The organism is Streptomyces sp. NPDC002867 (assembly GCF_053591895.1).
Genome location: NZ_JBSFUR010000023.1, coordinates 1 through 20,015 on the forward strand (window position 1 = coordinate 1; position 20,015 = coordinate 20,015).

18 protein-coding genes are annotated in these 20,015 nt (G+C 72.8%); 6 read left to right on the forward strand and 12 right to left on the reverse strand.

Annotated features, from left to right (window positions below):
• The first annotated feature begins 715 nt into the window (after positions 1–715).
• Positions 716–1,711 carry a tryptophan--tRNA ligase gene (gene trpS, locus ACWD0A_RS21760; RefSeq protein ID WP_451300453.1) on the forward strand — a complete coding sequence of 332 codons (996 nt, stop codon included), beginning with the start codon at positions 716–718 and terminating at the stop codon, positions 1,709–1,711.
• Positions 1,712–1,765: 54 nt separating this feature from the next.
• Here trpS and proC read toward each other — a convergent pair whose 3' ends face one another.
• The 6 genes from proC to ACWD0A_RS21790 all read right to left on the reverse strand — a co-directional run bounded on the left by proC (position 1,766) and on the right by ACWD0A_RS21790 (position 5,942).
• Positions 1,766–2,575: a pyrroline-5-carboxylate reductase gene (gene proC / locus ACWD0A_RS21765; RefSeq protein WP_451300455.1), complete on the reverse strand. Its 810-nt coding sequence runs from the start codon at positions 2,573–2,575 to the stop codon at positions 1,766–1,768.
• Between the two features lie 102 nt (positions 2,576–2,677).
• Positions 2,678–3,415: an ABC transporter permease gene (locus ACWD0A_RS21770; RefSeq protein WP_451300457.1), complete on the reverse strand. Its 738-nt coding sequence runs from the start codon at positions 3,413–3,415 to the stop codon at positions 2,678–2,680.
• Entirely contained in the window at positions 3,412–4,179 is a 768-nt protein-coding gene (locus tag ACWD0A_RS21775) for an ABC transporter ATP-binding protein (protein ID WP_451300459.1), read from the reverse strand. The genes ACWD0A_RS21770 and ACWD0A_RS21775 overlap by 4 nt, the downstream gene beginning before the upstream one ends.
• A 111-nt stretch (positions 4,180–4,290) precedes the next feature.
• Positions 4,291–5,043: a class I SAM-dependent methyltransferase gene (locus ACWD0A_RS21780; protein WP_451300461.1), complete on the reverse strand. Its 753-nt coding sequence runs from the start codon at positions 5,041–5,043 to the stop codon at positions 4,291–4,293.
• Positions 5,044–5,068: 25 nt separating this feature from the next.
• Positions 5,069–5,602, reverse strand: a complete 534-nt coding sequence (locus ACWD0A_RS21785; protein WP_451300463.1) for a hypothetical protein — start codon at positions 5,600–5,602, stop codon at positions 5,069–5,071.
• Positions 5,603–5,633: 31 nt separating this feature from the next.
• On the reverse strand, positions 5,634–5,942 hold the full coding sequence (locus ACWD0A_RS21790; protein ID WP_307714144.1) for a peptidase: 309 nt from the start codon (positions 5,940–5,942) through the stop codon (positions 5,634–5,636).
• A 151-nt stretch (positions 5,943–6,093) separates the two neighbouring features.
• Here ACWD0A_RS21790 and ACWD0A_RS21795 point away from each other — a divergent pair, with 151 nt between their 5' ends.
• The gene (locus ACWD0A_RS21795; RefSeq protein WP_451300615.1) at positions 6,094–8,247 is read left to right on the forward strand and encodes a serine/threonine-protein kinase; all 2,154 of its coding nucleotides are present in this window, start codon (positions 6,094–6,096) and stop codon (positions 8,245–8,247) included.
• A gap of 36 nt (positions 8,248–8,283) precedes the next feature.
• Here ACWD0A_RS21795 and ilvD read toward each other — a convergent pair whose 3' ends face one another.
• From ilvD to ACWD0A_RS21815, 4 genes are all read right to left on the reverse strand, one after another.
• Complete coding sequence (gene ilvD / locus ACWD0A_RS21800) at positions 8,284–10,137, reverse strand: dihydroxy-acid dehydratase (RefSeq protein WP_451300465.1); 1,854 nt, start codon at positions 10,135–10,137, stop codon at positions 8,284–8,286.
• Between the two features lie 128 nt (positions 10,138–10,265).
• Positions 10,266–10,892 (reverse strand): TetR/AcrR family transcriptional regulator, encoded by a 627-nt coding sequence (locus tag ACWD0A_RS21805; protein WP_451300467.1) that lies wholly within the window; start codon positions 10,890–10,892, stop codon positions 10,266–10,268.
• Between the two features lie 30 nt (positions 10,893–10,922).
• A complete protein-coding gene (locus ACWD0A_RS21810; protein ID WP_177149500.1) occupies positions 10,923–11,768 on the reverse strand; it encodes a sugar phosphate isomerase/epimerase family protein in 846 nt (281 codons plus the stop codon).
• Positions 11,769–11,790: 22 nt separating this feature from the next.
• Positions 11,791–12,723, reverse strand: a complete 933-nt coding sequence (locus ACWD0A_RS21815; RefSeq protein WP_451300469.1) for a Ppx/GppA phosphatase family protein — start codon at positions 12,721–12,723, stop codon at positions 11,791–11,793.
• Between the two features lie 40 nt (positions 12,724–12,763).
• Here ACWD0A_RS21815 and ACWD0A_RS21820 point away from each other — a divergent pair, with 40 nt between their 5' ends.
• Positions 12,764–13,615, forward strand: a complete 852-nt coding sequence (locus tag ACWD0A_RS21820) for a hypothetical protein (protein ID WP_451300471.1) — start codon at positions 12,764–12,766, stop codon at positions 13,613–13,615.
• A gap of 111 nt (positions 13,616–13,726) precedes the next feature.
• Here the strand turns inward: ACWD0A_RS21820 and ACWD0A_RS21825 are convergent, their stop codons facing one another.
• On the reverse strand, positions 13,727–15,400 hold the full coding sequence (locus ACWD0A_RS21825) for a hypothetical protein (RefSeq protein ID WP_451300473.1): 1,674 nt from the start codon (positions 15,398–15,400) through the stop codon (positions 13,727–13,729).
• Positions 15,401–15,606: 206 nt separating this feature from the next.
• Here ACWD0A_RS21825 and radA point away from each other — a divergent pair, with 206 nt between their 5' ends.
• Both radA and disA read left to right on the forward strand, forming a co-directional pair.
• A complete protein-coding gene (radA, locus tag ACWD0A_RS21830) occupies positions 15,607–17,001 on the forward strand; it encodes a DNA repair protein RadA (RefSeq protein WP_307714151.1) in 1,395 nt (464 codons plus the stop codon).
• A gap of 81 nt (positions 17,002–17,082) precedes the next feature.
• Positions 17,083–18,234 (forward strand): DNA integrity scanning diadenylate cyclase DisA, encoded by a 1,152-nt coding sequence (gene disA / locus ACWD0A_RS21835; RefSeq protein ID WP_451300475.1) that lies wholly within the window; start codon positions 17,083–17,085, stop codon positions 18,232–18,234.
• A 78-nt stretch (positions 18,235–18,312) separates the two neighbouring features.
• On the opposite strand, the gene ACWD0A_RS21840 is transcribed toward disA, so the two are convergent.
• The gene (locus ACWD0A_RS21840) at positions 18,313–19,122 is read right to left on the reverse strand and encodes a hypothetical protein (RefSeq protein WP_451300477.1); all 810 of its coding nucleotides are present in this window, start codon (positions 19,120–19,122) and stop codon (positions 18,313–18,315) included.
• Positions 19,123–19,297: 175 nt separating this feature from the next.
• Here ACWD0A_RS21840 and ACWD0A_RS21845 point away from each other — a divergent pair, with 175 nt between their 5' ends.
• Complete coding sequence (locus ACWD0A_RS21845; protein WP_451300479.1) at positions 19,298–19,945, forward strand: phosphatase PAP2 family protein; 648 nt, start codon at positions 19,298–19,300, stop codon at positions 19,943–19,945.
• Positions 19,946–20,015 lie beyond the last annotated feature (70 nt).

Genomic DNA, 20,015 nt, shown 5'->3' on the forward strand with positions numbered 1-20,015 from the left:
CATCCGGAGATGGACGGGGTATCAACATATCTGGCGTTGATTTTTGGCACGCTGTTGAGTTCTCAAGGAACGGACGCTTCCTTCGTACTCACCCTTTCGGGCTTTCCTCCGGGCGCTTCCCTTCGGTCTTGCGTTCCGACTCTATCAGATCTTTCCGATCCGATTTCCTCGGTGCTTTCCGGTTCTTCGCTTTCGCGCTTCCCTTTCCGGCGGTTCCGACTCTACCAGATCCTTTCGGGCCTGATTCCCAGTCAGAGGGGATTGTCTTCCCGGCCCTTGGGCCGTTCCGACGAGGTGAGACTTTAGCGGAATCCCAGGCCCCGACGCTAATCGGGGTCTCGCTCGTTCGAAGGTCGAACGCGGATTCCTCATTCCGCGAAAACGCACGCGAAAGACGGGCGCCAGAAAGTCTGTCGCTCGCTCGAGTGGGTCTTGCGGAATGGTGTCCGGGGACCAGCCTGAGCCGGTGCTCACGTCGGACAACTCGGAGAACAGTACGGATGGCGGAACCCGGTGTCAACTCGGACCCCGGGCGCGTAGGCTGAGCCGCATGACCACGCGCACGTGCCTCAATCTCTGGTGGGCCGCCTGACGGCGGCCGGCACCTGCGCATGCTCTTCAACGGCCGCCGCTTCGGCGGCCGTTCGCGTTTCCCCGCTCCGGGGGTCCGGCCGCGGCAGCGGCGGCTCCGACCCGACATGGAGTGGAGTACGGAATGAAGCGGATCTTCAGCGGCGTCAAGCCGACCGGGCACCTGACCCTCGGCAACTACCTCGGGGCGATGCGACGCTGGGTCGAGATCGACCAGCACCGGTCGGAGTCCCTGTTCAGCGTCGTCGATCTGCACGCGCTGACCATCGAGCACGATCCGGCGCGGGTCCGCAGGCTCAGCCGGCAGGCGGCGACGCTGCTGCTGGCCGCGGGGCTCGACCCGGAACTGTGCACGCTCTTCGTACAGAGTCATGTGGACGAGCACGCGCGGCTTTCGTACATCCTCGAGTGCACGGCCACCGACGGCGAGCTGCGGCGCATGATCCAGTACAAGGAGAAGAGCGCGCGGGCTCGGGAGTCCGGGCAGAGCGTGCGGCTGTCGCTGCTCACCTATCCGGCGCTGATGGCGGCGGACATCCTGGCGTACCGGACCGACGAGGTGCCGGTCGGTGAGGACCAGACCCTGCATGTGGAGCTGACCAGGGACCTCGCGGTCCGGTTCAACCAGCGGTACGGGCACACCTTCACCGTGCCGCGGGTGACGCATCCGCCGGTGGCCGCAAGAGTCATGGATCTGCAGGACCCCACGTCGAAGATGGGCAAGTCCCACGAGGCCGGCGCCGGGATCGTGTACCTGCTCGACGAGGGGGACGTGGTGCGCAAGAAGGTCATGCGTGCGGTCACGGACAGCGGGCGCGAGGTCGCTTACGACCGGGAGGAGCGGCCCGGTGTCACCAATCTGCTGGAGATCATGGCGGCCTGCACCGGGCACGATCCGAGGGAGCTGGCCGGGGAGTACGGCTCGTACGGCGCGTTGAAGAAGGACGTCGCCGACGCGGTGGTGGAGATGCTGCGGCCGGTCAGGGTGCGCCACGCCGAGCTGGCGGCCGACCCGGCGTACATCGACGAGGTGCTGCGCAAGGGCGCCGACCGGGCCAGAGGGATGGCGCGTCCGACGGTCGACGCCGCCTATCGCGCGATCGGGTTGCTGCCGGCCTGAAGCGGTGAGCGCGGGCCGCCGCCGTTCATGGCGGGCGGCCCGCGTACGAGGCGGTCAGCCGTTGCCGGAGGCGAGCTCGCGGCTGCGGTCGCGGGCGGCTTCGAGGGCGGCGATGAGGGCCGCGCGAACGCCGTGGTTCTCCAGTTCGCGGATGGCGCTGATCGTGGTGCCGGCCGGGGACGTGACGGCCTCGCGGAGCTTCACGGGGTGTTCGCCGCTGTCGCGGAGCATCACCGCGGCGCCGATGGCGGCCTGGACGATGAGGTCGTGGGCCTGGGCGCGCGGGAGGCCGAGGAGGATGCCGGCGTCGGTCATGGCCTCGACGAGGAAGTAGAAGTAGGCCGGGCCCGAGCCGGAGAGCGCGGTGGCCGCGTCCTGCTGGGACTCGGGGACGCGCAAGGTCTTGCCGACGCCGCCGAAGATCTCCTCGGCGTGCACGACGTGCTCGGTGGTGGCGTGGCTGCCGGCGGAGATGACGGACATCCCTTCGTCGACGAGGACGGGGGTGTTCGGCATGACGCGGACGACGGGGGTTCCCGCGGCCAGACGCTCCTCGATGGAGGAGCACGTGATGCCGGCCGCGGCGCTGATGACGAGCCGGTCGGCGGTGACGTGCGGGGCGAGCTCGTCGAGGAGCTTGCTCATGTCCTGGGGCTTGACGGCCAGGATGAGGGTGTCGGCACGCTTGGCCGCCTCGGCGTTGGTGACCGCTTCGACCCCGTAACGGGTGCGGAGCTCCTCGGCACGCTCGGGACGGCGGGCGGTGACCAGCAGGTCGGCGGGGTGCCAGCCGGCGCGGATCATGCCGCTGAGCAGGGCCTCGCCGATCTTGCCCGTACCGAGGACTGCGACTGTCTGGGTCATGGCTCTGTTCACCTCGCCGGTCGGGATGCGTGCGCTCACATCCTTTCACCGGGGGCGGTGACGTGCCGCGGCCGTCCACGTGGCGGGCACGGCCGGGACGGTTCAGGCGGTGCGGCGGCGCAGGGTGGCGGCGCCGAGTGCGAGGACGAGGACGGCGCAGGCGGCGACGACCAGGACGTCGCGGAGGAAGGCGGCGGTGGTGTCGGTGTGGTGCAGGACCTCGTTCATGGCATCGACGGCGTAGGACATGGGCAGCACGTTCGAGACGGCTTCGAGGGCGGGCTGCATCCGGTCGCGCGGGGTGAACAGGCCGCACAGCAGCAGCTGCGGGAAGATCACGGCCGGCATGAACTGGACCGCCTGGAACTCGGAGGCGGCGAAGGCGGAGACGAACAGGCCGAGTGCCGTGCCGAGCAGCGCGTCGAGGAGTGCGACCAGGAGCAGCAGCCAGGGCGAGCCGACGACGTCGAGGCCGAGGACCGACAGGGCGAGCCCGGTGGCGAGGAGGGACTGGACGACGGCGACGAGGCCGAAGGCGATGGCGTATCCGCCGATGAGGTCGCCCTTGCCGAGGGGCATGGCGAGCAGTCGTTCCAGGGTGCCCGACGTGCGTTCGCGCAGGGTGGCGATGGAGGACACCAGGAACATCGTGATGAGCGGGAAGATGCCGAGCAGCGAGGCGCCGATGGAGTCGAAGGTGCGCGGGCTGCCGTCGAAGACGTAGCGCAGCAGCAGGAGCATCAGGCACGGCACGAGCAGCATCAGGGCGATGGAGCGCGGGTCGTGGCGGAGCTGGCGCAGGACGCGGGCGGCTGTGGCGAGGGTGCGGGCTGTGCTCATCGGGGGTCCTCCTGGAGGGCGTCGGCCTCGTCGACCAGGTGGAGGAAGGCCGCTTCGACGGTTTCGGTGCGGGTGCGGGCGCGCAGGTCGTCCGGGGTGTCCTCGGCGAGGATCTCGCCGTCGCGCATGAGCATGAGCCGGTGGCAGCGCTCGGCCTCGTCCATGACGTGGGAGGAGACGAGGATCGTCGCGCCGCGGTCGTCGGCGAGGCGGTGGAAGAGGTCCCACAGGTCGCGGCGCAGGACGGGGTCCAGGCCGACGGTGGGTTCGTCGAGGACGAGGACCTCGGGGGTGCCGAGCAGGGCGACGGCGAGCGAGACGCGGCTGCGCTGACCGCCGGAGAGGCGGCCGGCGAGGGCGTCGGCGTGCGAGGTGAGGTCGACGTCGGCGACGGCGCGCGCGACGTACTCCTCGCGGGCGTCCTGGTGGGCCCGGCCGGGGAGCAGGACGGAGGCGAAGTAGTCGAGGTTCTGGCGGACGGTGAGGTCGTCGTAGACGGAGGGCGCCTGGGTGACGTAGCCGATCCGGGAGCGCAGTCCGGCGTCGCCGGCCGAGCGGCCGAGGACCTCCAGGGTGCCGGTGACCTTCGCCTGGGTGCCGACGACGGCCCGCATGAGGGTCGATTTGCCGCAGCCGGAGGGCCCGAGGAGTCCGGTGATGCGGCCGGGCAGGACGGTGAAGTCGAGGCCGCGGAGGACGGTGCGGTCTCCTCGTACGACGGTGAGGCCGCGGGCCAGGATCGCGACGCCAGAGGAATTCATCATGTGATGAATAATGCGCCTGGCGGTGCCCTGGCGTCAAGGACAGCGGGTCGAGGACAGGGAGGAAGGTCGGGAGCGGGGGCCGGTAGGGACGGGGGCCGGTAGGGACGGGGATCAGACGGGGCGGCGGGTGACCGTGAGGTCGACGGCGTACGCCTCCTCGACCGATCCGTCCGGGAACAGCCGCAGCAGCTCGGCCCGCTCGCGATCGAGGAAGGCGCGGGCCGCGGCCTTGCCCGCCACCAGGAAGAGCGAGTGGCTGCCGAGGTTGGCGAGGTGGGTGTCGAGGGGGACGCGCCGGGTCCAGTACAGGCGGTGTTCGGCGCAGGGCACGCCGTCGGGCAGGCGGGCGGCGCCGGGCGCGCCGCGTGCCGCGCCGCCGAAGTCACGCCTCAGCCGCTCCTCCTGGGCGGCGATCCAGGGGACGTCCCGGTCCGCGACGTTCCACCACAGGGCGAGTGCGCCGCCGGGCCGCAGGACGCGCAGGGCCTCGGGGAGGGAGCGGGCGGGGTCCGTCCAGTGGAACGACTGCGCGTACGTGAGGAAGTCGGTGCTCGCGTCGGCGAGGGGGAGGGCGTCGCCGACGCCGCGGACGACGGGCACGCCGGGCAGCGACCGGCGGAACCGGTCGGTCATCGCGGCGCCCGGCTCCACGGCGGTGACGCGGGCGCCGCGCTCGCGCAGCAGCCGGGTGGCGATACCGGTGCCGGCGCCGACGTCCACGGTCCGGGCGCCGGTGAGCAGGCGGCCGGACAGTTCCTCGACGGCGTCGAAGAGGGCGGGCGGATAACCGGGGCGGGCGGCGTCGTACTGGTCCGCCGCGGTGTCGAAGGAGAGGGCACGCCGGGACCGATCGGAATCCGTCATGCCCCTCATCCTTCCCGCGGGGCGGCTAGTTGCGCCGGGATCTGCCGTTCCGGCGGGCGCGGGCCGCCGGGTTCCCGGAGCGGCTGCCGCGGCGCTTCTCGTACTGCCGGAGCGCCGTCTCGTACTCGGCGCGGCGCAGCTGCTCGCCGGGGGCTTCCGTCAGGCAGCGCAGGGAGTAGGCGATGAGGGAGCCGATGAAGCCGATCGCCTTGAGGCTGCGCAGCGAGTCCTCGGAGGCGGAGCCGGTCGGCCGCCGGCCGAAGCTCTCCCAGGTCTTGCGGAAGGCGATGGCGCTGCAGACGGCGAACATCACGACGACGAGGACGTTCACGAAGCCGCCGACCTCGGCGATGGCCAGGCCCTGGTAGGCGAAGCGCAGCACGAGCGCGGCGGCGAAGGCGGTGACGAGCGCCCCGGCGCCGACGGCGGCCCGGCGCAGCCCGTAGCCCCCGTCGTGCTCCACCCACGTGGTGCCGAAGTAACGGATGGGCTCGGGCCGCGGGCCGGTGCCGCTGCCGGTGCCAGTGCTGTCGCCGGGGCTCTCGGTGTGCTCGCTCACGGGTCGATTATCCCCGCGGCGAGGGTGCGGGTCAGGAGCAGCGGATGGTGACGTAGCCGTCGCTGCCCGTCTGGACGTAGGCGTCGGAGACGAATTCGCCGTTGGCGATGTTGTCCCAGATGTTGGTGGTGCCGTACGGGCCGGTGATCGTCTCGCCCGGCTTCTGGCAGTTGATCGGGACGCTCGCGCCGTACGGCAGCACCCGGATGAGCCGGTACTGGGTACCGGGGCCGGAGCGCACGTTCAGCCGGACGCCCGGTGCGACCGGGTAGCGCTTGACCGTGAAGGTCTCCACGGCCTCGGTCCCCGCCTCTTCGCCCTGTACTTCCTCAACAGCCATCGAGTTCTCCCCCGTTGATGCACGTCTGATGCACGTCGTGTGAAAGCGGCGTGACTCGCCGCGCGCAGGCTAGCAAGCCATGGCTGGATCGTACGCATCATCGACTAGGCTCCGAGCGTCGCGCGTGCGCACCATCAGACGGGGGTGGGAGATGCCACCGCTGCGCAGTACCGGGTGGTTCCCGGAAGCGGAGCATCCGGAGTATGCCGGGCAGTACCGCCTCGAGGCCTGCCTCGGCAACGGCGGCATGGGCGTCGTCCACCTCGCCACCTCCGCTTCGGGCCTGCGGCTCGCGGTCAAGGTCATTCACGCCGAGCACGCCTCGGACGCCGAGTTCAGGGCGCGTTTCCGCCAGGAGGTCGCCGCCGCCCGCCGGGTCAGCGGCGCGTTCACGGCACCGGTCGTGGACGCCGACCCCGACGCCGAACGCCCCTGGATGGCAACGCTGTTCATCGACGGTCCGACGCTGTCGGACCGGGTCAAGCGGAACGGTCCCCTGGACGCGCCGGAGCTGCGCAGGGCCGGCGCGGGGCTCGCCGAGGCGCTGCGCGACATCCATCGCGCCGGCGTGGTGCACCGGGATCTCAAACCCAGCAATGTGCTGCTGGCCCCTGACGGACCGAAAGTCATCGACTTCGGGATCTCCCGTCCGGCGGACAGCGATCTGCGCACGGAGACCGGGAAGCTGATCGGGACGCCGCCGTTCATGGCGCCCGAGCAGTTCCAGCGCCCGCGTGAAGTCGGGCCCGAGGCCGATGTGTTCGCCCTGGGTGCCGTGCTCGTGCACGCGGCGACCGGGCGCGGTCCGTTCGACTCCGACAGCCCCTACATCGTGGCGTACCAGGTCGTGCACAACGAGCCCGATCTGGCGGGCGTGCCGGAGGATCTCGTACCGCTGCTGCGCAGGTGCCTGGCCAAGGACCCGCGGGAACGGCCCACGCCGTACGAGCTGATGGTGGCGCTGCGCGCGTCGTCGCCGTCGTCGGGGTGCGACACCCAGGCCTACATACCGGCGCAGCGTGGACCGGAGCAGCGGGAGAGGCGGCTCCCCGCGGCGGAGGAGGCCGCCGCCCCCGGAGGGAGGGCCGGTGCGAAGCACCACGGCCGGGCCCGGTGGGCGGCCGTCGCCGCCGGCCTCGCCGTGCTGGCCGCCGGTGCGGTCGTGACCGTCACCGCCACGTCGGACGATCCGGGACCGGGCCGCGCGGCACCGCGCGCCGAGCGGTCCTTCCGCCCCTGGAGCGTGGCACTGCACCGCGGCGACGGCGAGAACCGGACCCCGGTCTGCACCGGGGCCGGCCCTGCCCTCTTCTGTACGGCTCCCGGCACCGGAGCCGTACGGCTCGACCCGGCCGACGGCAGCACCGACTGGTCGGCGGGGAGCGCGGGGCCGCGGACGGCCCAGGGGCAGGGCGACGCGGGTCAGGAGCCCGTACTCGCGGGCGGCCTGCTGCACGTCGTCACGGCGGGCGGCGACCGCTACGAGGCGCTCGACCCAGCGACCGGCGCGGTGCGGTGGGACCTCGACATCTCCGCGTACGCCGCGGTGCGCCCCCTCGGTGACGTCGTGCTGCTGGTCACGGAGGGCGGGCAGGTGCGGGCCGTCGACGCCGCGACGGGTGCGGACCGGTGGCGTAAGCGGCTCGGCGGGCCGGGCACGCAGTGGGTCCGGGCCGCGGACGGCGAGGGTCCCGCCTTCGACGCGACGCTCTCCGCGGACGGAACGACCACACGCGTCGGCGCGATCGATCCGGCGAGCGGCCGGCGGCTGTGGAGCGAGCGGCTCCAGGGCTCGCTGACCCCGGCGGGGGCCGTGGACGGTGCGCTGTATCTGCTCTCGTCCGACGCGGACGGGTTCACCGACGCCGTGGTCCGTGTGGACACCGCGTCCGAGGACCGCGCCGTCAGCCGTGTCCCGCTGGCGGCCCCGGTCGACCAGGCGCAGGCCACGGTCGCCGGGTCCGTCGTCTACCTGTCGGGCGCGGGCGGTTCGCTCCTCGCCGTCGACACGTCCCGGCCGGCCGGGGACGCGCAGCTGTGGCGCCTGGAGACCGCGGTGACCCACCTGTCCCGGCCGGCGGCCGACGACCGCTCCGTGTACGTGTCGGCCGGTGACGGGCGGCTGCTCGCCGTCGACGTCGCCCGCGGCACGCTGACCGGCCAGACCAGGCCCCGGATGGACGACGGACGGTTCACGTACGCGGCCCTGCTGCCCGCCCCCGTCACCGCGCCCGGCACGGTCTTCGCCACCGCACCCGACGGGTCCGTCTTCGCCGTCGACGCGAAGGACCCGGCGCGCTGGTGAGCGCGCCGGGTCCCCGGTGACTGCGATACGGGCGGGTCAGCCCAGCTTGGAGACGTCCCGCACCGCGCCCTTGTCCGCGCTCGTCGCCATCGCCGCGTAGGCGCGCAGCGCCGCCGAGACCTTGCGTTCGCGGGACTTCGGGGCGTACGCCCCGCCCATCGCCTGCTCGCGGCGGGCCAGTTCGGCCTCGTCGACCAGCAGCTCGATCGAGCGGCCCGGGATGTCGATGCGGATGCGGTCGCCGTCCTCGACGAGGGCGATGGTGCCGCCGGACGCGGCCTCCGGGGAGGCATGGCCGATCGACAGGCCGGACGTGCCGCCGGAGAAGCGGCCGTCGGTGATCAGGGCGCAGGTCTTGCCGAGGCCGCGGCCCTTGAGGAAGGAGGTCGGGTAGAGCATCTCCTGCATGCCGGGGCCGCCCTTGGGGCCCTCGTAGCGGATGACGACCACGTCGCCGTCCGTGACCTGCTTGTTGAGGATCTTCTCGACGGCCTCCTCCTGCGACTCGCAGACGACCGCCGGGCCCTCGAAGGTCCAGATGGACTCGTCGACCCCCGCCGTCTTCACGACGCAGCCGTCGACGGCCAGGTTGCCCTTCAGCACCGCCAGGCCGCCGTCCTTGGAGTACGCGTGCTCCGCGGAGCGGATGCAGCCGCCCTCGGCGTCCTCGTCGAGGGTGTCCCAGCGCTCGGACTGGGAGAAGGCCTCGGCGGAGCGGACGCAGCCGGGGGCCGCGTGCCACAGCTCGACGGCCTCCGCGGACGGGGAGCCTCCGCGCACGTCCCACGTCTTCAGCCAGTCGGCGAGCGAGGGGCTGTGGACGCTGTGCACGTCCTCGTTCAGCAGCCCGGCGCGGTGCAGCTCGCCCAGCAGGGCGGGGATGCCGCCGGCGCGGTGGACGTCCTCCATGTAGTACGTGCGGTTCTTCGCGACGTTCGGCGCGACCTTGGCGAGGCACGGCACCCGGCGCGAGACGGTGTCGATCTCGTCCAGGCCGAAGGGGACGCCCGCCTCCTGGGCCGCCGCCAGCAGGTGCAGGATCGTGTTGGTCGAGCCGCCCATGGCGATGTCGAGGGCCATGGCGTTCTCGAAGGCGGCCATGGTGGCGATGTTGCGCGGGAGGACCGACTCGTCGCCCTGGGCGTAGTAGCGGTCGGTGAGCTCGACGACCGTACGGGCGGCGTTCTCGTACAGGGCGCGGCGGGCGGTGTGGGTGGCCAGGGTCGAGCCGTTGCCGGGCAGGGACAGGCCGATGGCCTCGGTCAGGCAGTTCATCGAGTTGGCGGTGAACATGCCGGAACAGGAGCCGCAGGTCGGGCAGGCGTTCTCCTCGATACGGAGCATGTCCGCGTCGGAGATCTTGTCGTTGACGGCGTCCGACATCGCGTCGACCAGGTCGAGCGTGCGGACCGTGCCGTCGACCAGGGTGGCCCGGCCGGACTCCATCGGGCCGCCGGAGACGAAGACCGTCGGGATGTTCAGGCGCAGGGCCGCGTTCAGCATGCCCGGGGTGATCTTGTCGCAGTTGGAGATGCAGATCAGGGCATCGGCGCAGTGCGCCTCGACCATGTACTCCACGGAGTCGGCGATCAGGTCGCGCGAGGGCAGCGAGTAGAGCATGCCGCCGTGGCCCATGGCGATGCCGTCGTCGACGGCGATCGTGTTGAACTCGCGCGGGATGCCGCCCGCCTCGCTGATCGCCTGGGAGACGATCCGGCCGACCGGCTGGAGGTGGGTGTGGCCCGGCACGAACTCCGTGAAGGAGTTGGCGACGGCAATGATCGGCTTGCGGCCGATGTCCGCGCCCGGTACACCGGAGGCCCGCATAAGGGCGCGGGCGCCCGCCATGTTGCGGCCGTGGGTGACAGTGCGGGACCTCAGCTCGGGCATCGTCGCTCGCTCCTCGTCGTGATGGGTGTACCTGTCTCGAGCGTACGCCGCGGCTCCAAGATCTGGACAGCGTGTCCGGAATGCGGGACGCCCGGCTCAGTACTCGGTCGGCTCGGTCCCTGGTCCGCTCAGACGCCGGTCGGGCCGGGGTCCGTGAGGTAGCGCTGCAGCGTGGGCGCCACCATCCGCACGATCTCCTCCGTGTCCACCGAGGCCAGCGGCTCCGCCTTGATCACGTAACGCAGGATCGCGATACCGATCATGTGGGACGCGGCGAGCTCGGCACGGAAGGTCGGGTCCGGTACGTCGAGGTCGCCCGCGACCCGCTCCAGCAGTCGCCGCAGGACGAACCCGCGCAGCACCGTCGCCGCCGCCTCGTAGGTCAGCGCGGAACGGATGATGGCGAGCAGCGGGGCACGGGTCGCCGGGTTCTCCCAGACGCCGATGAAGTAGCGGGCGAGCCGCTCGCCGATGCCCTCGGTGCTCGTGCCGAGGATCGCGGGGATGGCCAGCGCGGGCTCGAAGGAGACCTCGATCGCCGCGGCGAAGACGTCGTCCTTGGTGCCGAAGTAGTGGTGCACGAGCGCCGCGTCGACCCCGGCGGCCCGCGCGATCCCGCGCATCGTCGTCTTGTCGTAGCCGCGCTCGGCGAACTCGGTGCGCGCCGCCTGAAGGATCCGCTCGCGCGCGCCGGGCCCCTCGTCGGCCGCCTTGCGGGCCGGCCGCCCGCGCCGCCGGGGCGCCGCGCCGGTCATCGGGCCGTACCGGTCATCGCGTCTTGCCCGTCATCGCGTCCTACCGGTCCCGCCGTGGACGCGCGACGAGGCCGCGGAGGCCAGGTGCAGCCGCGTGAAGGCCAGCGCCTCCGCCAGGTCGGCCTCGCGTTCGGCGGCGGACATGGCGCGCCGCGTGTTGACTTCGATGACGACGTGGCCGTCGAAGCCGTTGCCGGCCAGGCGCTCCAGCAGTTCGGCGCAGGGCTGGTCGCCGCGGCCGGGCACCAGGTGCTCGTCCTTCGCGGAACCCTTGCCGTCGGCCAGGTGCACATGGCCGAGCCGGTCGCCCATCCGGTCCACCATCGCCATCGTGTCGGTCCGCGAGGTCGCCGTGTGCGACAGGTCGATCGTGAAGTGCCGGTAGTCGTCCTTGGTGACGTCCCAGTCGGGGGCGTACGCGAGCATCTCCCGGTCCCGGTAGCGCCAGGGGTACATGTTCTCCACGGCGAACCGGACGTCCGTCTCGTCCGCCATGCGCCAGATGCCGCGGACGAAGTCGCGCGCGTACTGCCGCTGCCAGCGGAACGGCGGGTGCACGACCACCGTGGAGGCCCCGAGCTTCTCGGCGGCGGCCTGCGCCCGCTGGAGCTTGACCCACGGATCGGTGGACCAGACCCGCTGGGTGATCAACAAGCACGGGGCGTGGACGGCGTGGATGGGGACCTGGTGGTAGTCGGAGAGCCTGCGCAGCGCCTCGATGTCCTGGCTGACGGGGTCCGTCCAGACCATGATCTCGACCCCGTCGTAGCCGAGGCGCGCGGCGACCTCGAAGGCGGTCGCCGTCGACTCCGGATAGACGGAAGCCGTCGACAGGACAACCTTCGCATCCGGGATGCGCACGACTGGTTCTGCCACGGAGACAGCCTAAAGGCACGCGCTAGGCGGTCGGCAGATGGTCGAGGCGCCGCAGGATGACGCCCTCGCGCAGCGCCCAGGGGCAGATCTCCAGCTCCTCGGCGCCGAAGAGGTCCATCGCCCCCTCCGCGACCAGGGCTCCTGCCAGCAGCTGACGGGCCCGGCCCGGGGAGACACCGGGCAGGCCGGCGCGCTGCTCCACCGTCATGGCGGCGAGCTTGGGCACCCAGCCGACGAGTGACGAACGACTCAGCACGCGCTGGACGTAGAGGCCCTCGCCGGAGCGGGCCGCACCCGCGATGCGGGCCAGCTGCTTGAAAGTCTTGGAGGTGGCGACGATGTGGTCCGGAGGGCCCAGCCGGCTGAATTCGCCGACGACACGGGCGATCTCGGCGCGCACATGGCGCCGCAGCGACTTCACGTCCTGCGGGTCCGGCGGGTCGCCCGGCAGCAGTCCCGTGGTCAGCCGGCTCGCGCCGAGCGGCAGGGAGACGGCGGCGTCGGGCTCCTCGTCTATGCCGAACGCGATCTCCAGCGAGCCGCCGCCGATGTCGAGGACCAGCAGCTTCCCGGCCGACCAGCCGAACCAGCGGCGGGCCGCGAGGAACGTGAGACGCGCCTCCTCCTCGCCCGAGAGGACCGTCAGCTCGACCCCCGTCTCAGCCTTGACGCGGGACAGGACCATGTCCGCGTTGGTCGCCTCGCGCACGGCGGAGGTGGCGAAGGAGAGGACCTCTTCGCAGCCCTTGTCCTCGGCGGCCTGCAACGCGTCGGCAACGGTGTGGACCAGCCGCTCGATGCCCTCCTCGCCGATGGCACCGCCCTCGTCGAGCAGCTCGGCAAGACGCAGCTCCGCCTTGTGGGAGTGCGCGGGAAGAGGGCGGGCGCCGGGGTGGGCGTCCACCGCCAGCAGGTGAACCGTGTTCGAACCGACGTCGAGGACTCCGAGTCTCATGGGCGGAACGCTACTGCGGTCGCGCGCATACGCTGGAGCCGTGCCAAAGACGAAAAAGGCGAAGCCGGGCAAAGCAGCGCCCGCTACGAGGTCCGAACGGCCCGACAACCCCGACAAGCGCTCCGCGAAGAAGACCGAGCCCGACGAAAAGGGCCTGGACTTCCCCCGAGCATGGGTGGAGTTCCCCGACCCCGCCGACGACGAACAGGTCTTCCGGTGCGACCTGACGTGGCTCACCTCACGCTGGAGCTGCATCTTCGGCAGCGGCTGCCAGGGAATCCAGGCCGGGCGGGCGGACGACGGCTGCTGCACGCTGGGCGCGCACTTCTCCGACGAGGAGGACGAACAGCGCGTGGCGGAGCACGTGGCACGCCTGACGCCGGACCTGTGGCAGTTCCACGACGTCGGCACCCGGACCGGCTGGGTGCAGCAGGACGAGGACGGTGAGCGCCAGACGCGCCGCTGGGAGGGCTCCTGCATCTTCCAGAACCGCCCGGGCTTCGCGGGCGGCGCGGGCTGCTCGCTGCACATCCTCGCGCTGCGCGAGGGCCGGGAGCCGCTGGAGACCAAGCCGGACGTGTGCTGGCAGCTGCCGGTGCGGCGTACGTACGAGTGGATCGACCGGCCGGACGACACCCGCGTGCTGCAGGTGTCGATCGGCGAGTACGACCGCCGGGGCTGGGGCCCGGGCGGGCACGACCTGCACTGGTGGTGCACGTCGGCGACGTCGGCGCACGGCGCGGGCGAGCCCGTGTACGTGACGTACCGCCCGGAGTTGACCGAGCTGATGGGCAAGGCGGCGTACGACGTGCTGGTGGAGCTGTGCGAGGCGCGTCTGGCGTCGTCGCTTCCGCTGGTGGCGCCGCACCCGGCGGACCCGAAGCCCCGCTGACGGGCGGGCCGGGCGGGCGGCGGCCCGCCCTCGGCGCCCGGGCCGCCGGGGGGTACGCCCCCCGGCGCGCGGAATGCCGGGGGGACGCCGCGGAGGACCGTTTCGGCCGGGTCAGTCCGAGGGCGGCGGGGTCGCCGGCTCGGACGGCGGTTCCGACGCGGGCGGTGACGTGGGCGGGTCGGACGGGTCGGACGAGGACGGCGGCGGAGAGGTCGGCGGCGTCGGGTCCGGCGAGGACGGCGGCGGGCTGGAGGGCGGCGGGCTCGACGGCGGCGTGGGGGTCGGGTCGGGCGAGGAGGGCGGCGGGCTGGCCGCCCCGCGGCCGTGGATCGCCACGACCGCGCCGGCCGGCTCGATGCCGACCTGCGCCCGCCAGTATCCGGACGGCTCCCGCGAGGAGTCGACGGTGAGGTACAGAGTGATCGTTTCGCCAGGGTAGAGAGTGCCGGACGAGCGCGTGGTGCGCAGCCAGGGCACGTCCGTCCACAGCGACCAGTCGACCGGGGCGCCGCCGGACGCCATGAGCGTGATGACGGTGGTGTCCCCGGCGGGCTGCGCCTCGACCGTGAGCCTGCCCGGGCCCCGCCCGTAGGCGGAGGGCGGGGCGGGGGTGCCCGTGCTGACCACCTCGACGGAGACGTCGGACGTGGGGCGGTCGGCCGTGAAACGGGGGTCGGGCGTCGCGCTCGCGTTGCCCGCGTGCTCGTAATGACCGTACCGGTCACCCTCGGCCGAGGCGTCCTGGTCGCCGGCGCTGATGACCGGTCCGCGATGGCCCTCACCGGTCAGCGGCGCCCCCCGGTACGCCGCCCACAGGGCGAGCACCGGCGCGGCCACGACAGTGGCCACGACCGTGGTGGTCACCACGCGGGCGCGCATCCTGTCGCGCCGGGCGGCGTGGTCCTTGGGATCGAGCGGGAAGCCGTCCGGGCCGAAGCGCGGGGCGCCGGCGCGGGCGCGCGGGACGTGCCGCATCGCGACGTACGCGGCGGCGCGCGGCGCCTCGACCAGGGGCAGCGCGGCCGGTGTGACGGACGAGCCGGGCCAGGGCCCCCGGGCGCCGGCGCGCTCGGCGGCGCGACGGCAGCGGGGGCAGTCGTCCACGTGGCGCACGAGCTCACGGCGCAGCGCGGCCGAGAGCAGGACGCGGTTGTCGCCGGTGAGCCGGGCGACGGCCGGGCAGTTGCCGGTCTCGACGACGGCGAGCGCGGCCCGCGTGCGCTCCACCTCGCAGGCCGCGGCGGCCAGCAGCTCGCGGGCCGCGGTCTCGCCGAGGCCGAGGACCGAGGCGACGGCGGCCGGGCCGAGGCCGTGGCGCACGGCCAGTTCGAGGGCCTCGCGCTGCTCGGGGGTGGTGCCGGCGGCCTCGGGCCAGGCCAGCAGGGCCAGTTCGGCGCGGCGGCGCTCGGCGGCCTCGGGGGCGACGCGGGGCGCGGGCCCGCCGCCGGCGGCGGGCCGTCCGGTGTGGGAGCCCTGGCGCCTGCGGCGCTGCTCGCTGAGCCGGCGCAGACAGGCCCAGCGCGCGAGCGCGTACATCCAGGCCCTCCGCTCGGCCTCGCCGGACGGGCAGCGTCCGTGCTGCCGTTCGGCGATGGCGAGGACGTCACCGAGGACCGCCGTCGCCGCGTCGTGGTCGCACAGCACGGAGAGGCAGTAGGTGAACAGGCCGTCGAGATGCGGCTCGTAACGCGCGGGCGGTCGCTCGGCGGACGGACGGGGCGCGCGGCGGTGCGCGCGGTGTGCGCCGGTGATGTGGGTAGGGGTTTCCAGCCTGCTGCTCGTCACTCCGTGACCGTAGGGGCAGCACCGGACCCTGTTCGTACCCCTTGAGCACTTTTAATCCATACGGGTGAACCGTTCCCTCTCGGGAGGACGGAAGGGACAGGTTCCGCGCCCCGGGTGCCCACTGTTTCGCGCTGCGCGCCGGGCAGCGCGCCCTCCGGCAGCGGGCGCCGGGCAGGGCTGTCAGCGGGCCCCGCTACGGTTTGCGCATGGCTGCCCGTACGAAATCCGCGAAGGACCGGCCGTCCTACCGCTGCACCGAATGCGGCTGGACCACCGCGAAGTGGCTCGGCCGCTGCCCCGAGTGCCAGGCCTGGGGCACGGTCGAGGAGTACGGCGCGCCCGCCGTCCGCACCACGGCCGCCGGCCGGGTCTCCACCGCCGCGCTGCCCATCGGTCAGGTCGACGGCCGGCAGGCGACCGCGCGCTCCACGGGCGTGGACGAGCTCGACCGGGTCCTCGGCGGCGGTCTCGTGCCGGGGGCCGTCGTGCTGCTCGCGGGCGAGCCGGGCGTCGGCAAGTCGACGCTGCTGCTCGACGTCGCGGCCAAGGCGGCGAGCGACGACCACCGCACGCTGTACGTGACGGGCGAGGAGTCCGCGAGCCAGGTCAGGCTGCGCGCCGACCGGATCAGGGCCCTGCACGACCACCTCTACCTGGCGGCGGAGACGGACCTGTCCGCGGTCCTCGGCCATCTGGACGCGGTCAAGCCGTCCCTGCTGATCCTCGACTCCGTGCAGACGGTGGCCTCCCCCGAGATCGACGGCGCGCCCGGCGGCATGGCCCAGGTCCGCGAGGTCGCGGCCGCCCTGATCCGCGCATCCAAGGAGCGCGGCATGTCCACGCTGCTGGTGGGCCATGTGACGAAGGACGGCGCGATCGCGGGTCCCCGGCTGCTGGAGCATCTCGTCGATGTGGTGCTCCACTTCGAGGGCGACCGGCACGCCCGCCTCCGCCTCGTCCGCGGCGTGAAGAACAGGTACGGGGCGACGGACGAGGTCGGCTGCTTCGAGCTGCACGACGAGGGCATCACCGGCCTGGCCGACCCCTCGGGCCTGTTCCTCACGCGCCGCGACGAGCCCGTCCCCGGCACCTGTCTGACGGTCACCCTGGAGGGCCGCCGCCCGCTCGTCGCCGAGGTGCAGGCGCTGACGGTCGACTCGCAGATCCCCTCCCCCCGGCGCACCACCTCGGGTCTGGAGACCTCGCGGGTGTCGATGATGCTGGCGGTCCTGGAGCAGCGGGGCCGGATCTCCGCGCTCGGCAAGCGCGACATCTACAGCGCGACGGTCGGCGGTGTGAAGCTCTCCGAGCCCGCCGCCGACCTCGCGATCGCCCTCGCGCTGGCGTCGGCGGCGAGCGACACCCCGCTGCCGAAGAACCTGGTCGCGATCGGCGAGGTGGGACTCGCCGGCGAGGTCAGACGGGTGACGGGCGTCCAGCGGCGGCTCACCGAGGCGCAGCGTCTCGGCTTCACCCACGCCCTGGTGCCGTCCGATCCGGGCAAGATCCCGGCGGGCATGAGGGTCACGGAAGTCGCCGACATGGGGGATGCTCTGCGGGTGCTCCCACGCGTCCGCCGGAAGGCTCCCGACGGCGCCTGAGGCGTACGCCCCCCGGGGCGACGAGGCTCGCCGGTAGACTTTGCCCTGGTCTCGCCCACCCGTACGAGCCGGAGGAGTGCAGTGGCAGCCAAGGACGGGGCAGCAGCACCCGGAAAGTCCGGCCAAGGCACGGGCAACGAAGCGCTGATCCGCGCCGCCCTGAGCGCGGTCGCACCGGGCACCGCCCTGCGCGACGGCCTGGAGCGCATCCTGAGGGGGAACACCGGTGGACTGATCGTTCTCGGCATGGACAAGACCGTCGAGTCGATGTGCACGGGCGGCTTCGTGCTGGACGTGGAGTTCACCGCGACCCGGCTGCGCGAGCTGTGCAAGCTGGACGGCGCGCTGATCCTCGACAAGGACATCTCGAAGATCCACCGGGCCGGTGTCCAGCTGGTCCCGGACGCCTCCATCCCGACCGAGGAGACCGGCACCCGCCACCGCACCGCGGACCGGGTCTCGCGCCAGTGCGGCTTCCCCGTGGTGTCCGTGTCCCAGTCGATGCGGCTGATCGCGCTCTACGTGGACGGGGAGCGCCGTGTCCTGGAGGAGTCCGCGGCGATCCTGTCGCGGGCCAACCAGGCGCTGGCCACCCTGGAGCGCTACAAGCTCCGCCTCGACGAGGTCGCGGGCACGCTGTCGGCGCTGGAGATCGAGGACCTGGTCACCGTCCGGGACGTCACGGCGGTCGCGCAGCGCCTGGAGATGGTGCGCCGGATCGCCACCGAGATCGCCGAGTACGTGGTGGAGCTGGGCACCGACGGCCGCCTCCTCTCGCTCCAGCTCGACGAGCTGATCGCGGGCGTGGAGCCCGAGCGCGAGCTGGTCGTCCGCGACTACGTGCCCGAGCCGACGTCCCCCAGAGCTGCGCCCGGGAGGGGCAGCCAGCGCTCGCGCACGGTGGACGAGGCGCTGGCGGAGCTGGACGCCCTCACCCACACCGAGCTGCTCGAACTGCCCGTCGTGGCACGGGCGCTGGGCTACAGCGGCTCGCCCGAGACCCTGGACTCCGCGGTCTCGCCGCGGGGTTACCGCCTGCTGGCGAAGGTGCCCCGGCTGCCGGGCGCGATCATCGAGCGGCTCGTCGAGCACTTCGGCGGACTGCAGAAGCTGCTGGCCGCCAGCGTGGACGACCTCCAGGCCGTGGACGGCGTCGGCGAGGCGCGGGCGCGCAGCGTACGCGAGGGCCTGTCGCGGCTCGCGGAGTCGTCGATCCTGGAGCGGTACGTCTGAGACGTGTACGGGCGAGGGGCCTCACGACCTGGTCGTGAGGCCCCTCGCCCGTGTCCCGGCGGCTCAGCGGCCGGCCGTTCAGTCCTTGTCGAGGCGGAACGACGCGGGCAGCACCTTCACCCCCGGGAACGTGACCTCGACGAGATAGGTGCCCGGAGCCGCGCCGCCCGGGGACGTCGTCGGGCACTGCGGCGTGCTGCGCTTCCTGTCCCACTGGACGGTGTGCGTGATCGTCCCGTTGCCGGGGACGCTCAGGAACCGGGACGGGGCCGTGCGCGGGCAGTGGCCCGAGGACCACACGTCCTTGTCCTCCCTGTCGGTGACGGTGAACACCGCGGCCTTCGGTCCGAAGTCCGCCTTGCACGTCGTGGGCGACGAGTTGGTGACGACGAGCCTGAACGCGGGCTTCTCACCCGGCGCGTAGGACACCTCAGTGGTGCTGAGGGTCAACCGCAGTGCGCCGGGCGCGCAGTTGGGGAGTGCCGAACCGGCCGGGACGTGTACGCCGGGGGCGCCTTGCGAGGCGCCGCCCGTGGCGCCGGGGCCACCCGTGGTGGCACCGTCCCCGCCGCTCGCGCCGCCCGGGCTCGCGGAGCCGTCGCCGGAGCCCCCCGCACCGCCGGAACCGCTCGTACCGTCGCCCGACTCGTCACGCCCGCCGGGCTGTTGGCTGATCGCGGGACCGGACTGGTCGGGTCCGGGAGTGATCGAGTGCGCGGGGGCCGGGCCCTTGCCGTCCGCGGTGTTCTTGCCGTCGTCGTCCCCGCCGGACGTGACGGCCCACACGATCAGCACCGCGAGCAGCGCGACCAGTGACGCCGCGACTGCCCTCCGTCGCCAGTAGATGGAGGAGGGAAGCGGCCCGATCGGATTGCGCAGAGATCCCACGGACCGAACTCTACGAGAGAACGTGCCCAACTCCCGCCCCACCCGCCGCCCTGGCACGAAGTTCTGCTGATCATCATCACGGGCCGCGCCCCGCGAGGCCATGACTTCCGTCGGGAGTCGCTCGGGACGATCGCGAAGGGTGACCGGACCGACTGGGACGATACGGTCCGTGACCATGGACAGCAGCATCACACGCGCTCTCTACCGCGACATCGTCGGCTTCGCCCACACCACGCCCTCCTGGGTGCGGCACCTCGCCGAACTCTGGACGGAAGCAGGACTGTTGCTCTTCGGCGTGCTGTTCCTCGTCGCCTGGTGGCGGTCGCGCACCGGTGAGCTGCGCGCGATAGCCCTCGCCGTCCTCGCACCGCTGGTGACGGCGGCCGGCTACGTGGTCAGCGAATCCCTCAAGTCCCTGGTGGACGAGGAGCGTCCGTGCCGCACGGTCACGGAGGCCGCCGCGTCGCTGGTGCCCTGTCCGAGGTACGGCGACTGGTCCTTCCCGAGCAACCACTCGGCCATCGCCGGGGCCGTGGCGCTCGCGATCGCGTGGCCGCGGATCGCGGTGCTGACGGTGCCGATGGCGCTGCTCATGGCCTTCTCCCGGGTCTTCGTCGGAGTCCACTACCCGCACGACGTGCTGACGGGCCTGGTGGTCGGCGCGCTCGTCGCGGCGGTCTGCGCGACGGCACTGCTGCGCCCGGCCCGGGCGCTGTTCGGCGCCATGCGCGCGAGCCGCACCGGAATCGTGCTCTGGTTCGCAGGCCCCGGCCCTGCCCCGCGGCCCGCCCACGAGACGACGCACGCCGTCCGGGTGCCGTGACGCGGGGCGTGCGGGGGCGCCCGCTCCCGCACGGGCCCGGCCTGCGCGCTCCCTGGGCGCCGCTCACCGC